Raw genomic sequence first — 1,394 nt, forward strand, 5'->3', positions numbered from 1 at the left:
GGGGCTGTCTCGCTAGCGGTGTTTCCGGCGATCTTGGTTAGTAGGTTTCAGCGGCTGGGAAGCGGTCGCTGAAGGTGATGGCGAAGGCGTTCAACGCGGGTTTCCAGCGCATCGTCCATCGGGTTCTGCCTGCTCCGGTGGGGTCCAGGGAGCGAGTCACCAGGTACAGACACTTCAACGCGGCCTGCTCGTTGGGGAAGTGGCCGCGGGCCTTGACCGCCCGCCGGTAGCGGGCGTTGAGCGACTCGATCGCGTTGGTCGAGCAGATGACCTTGCGGATCTCCAGGTCGTAGTCGAGGAACGGGATGAACTCCGCCCAGGCGTTGTCCCACAAGCGGATCACCGCCGGATACCGGCCGCGCCACTTGTCGGCCAGGTCGTCGAACGCCGCTCGGGCGGCGTCGGCGTTGACGGCGGTGTAGATCGGCTTGATGTCGCGTTTGATCTCGTCCCAGTACTTGCGGGAGGTGAGCCGGAAGGTGTTGCGGATCAGATGGATCACGCAGGTCTGCACCACCGTGCGGGGCCACACGTTCGTCACGACCTCGGGCAGGCCCTTCAACCCGTCGCAGACGAGGAAGAACACGTCCTTGACGCCGCGGTTGCGTAGGTCGGTGAGCACGCTCATCCAGAACTTCGCGCCCTCACCACCTGCGCCGGCCCACAGACCGAGGATGTCCTTGTCGCCGTCGAGGGTGACGCCGATCGCGGCATAGAACGGCCGGTTGGCGACCTGCCCGTCACGGACCTTGACCACGATGGCGTCGATGAACACCGCGGCGTACATCTCGTCCAGGGGCCGGTGCGACCAATCCGCCATCTCCTCGAGCACCTTGTCGGTGATCCGGGAGATCGTCTCCTTCGACACCGAAGCCCCGTAAATCTCGGCGAAGTGCGCGCTGATCTCCCCGGTCGTGAGGCCTTTGGCATACAGCGACAACACGACCTCGTCGACCCCCGACAAGCGCCGCTGCCGCTTACGGACGATCTGCGGCTCGAACGTGCCCGCCCGGTCCCGCGGCACATCGATCTGCACCGGGCCGTTGCCGTCGGTCAACACCGTCTTCGACCGAGTGCCGTTACGGATGTTGCCCGACCCGACACCGGCCTGGTCGTGCTTTTCGTAGCCGAGGTGCTCGGTCATCTCCTCGTTCAGTGCGGTCTCCAGGACCGTCTTGGTCAGCTGCTTGAGCAGCCCGTCCGGGCCCGTCAACGACAGCCCTTGTTCCTTGGCGGCTCGGACCAACTCGACGGCGGCTTTCGCCTCCGCGGTCGACTCGGGCCGCTTCTTACGTCCGGTCTGATCGTTCAGTGTCGCGGTCATCACGGCACCCTCCTCACCAGGCACAACGCCTGGCAGGTCAGGCCGGAAACACCGTTAGATCCACACTCCC

Annotated in this window: 1 protein-coding gene; it reads right to left on the reverse strand. The window is 65.1% G+C overall.

Annotated elements, in window-relative coordinates; translation table 11 throughout:
* Positions 1–37: 37 nt before the first annotated feature.
* On the reverse strand, positions 38–1,324 hold the full coding sequence (locus tag AC1UKG_RS11895; protein WP_482641803.1) for an IS256 family transposase: 1,287 nt from the start codon (positions 1,322–1,324) through the stop codon (positions 38–40).
* Positions 1,325–1,394: the final 70 nt, after the last annotated feature.

This window comes from Salinispora sp. CH2A1_6, assembly GCF_056820975.1.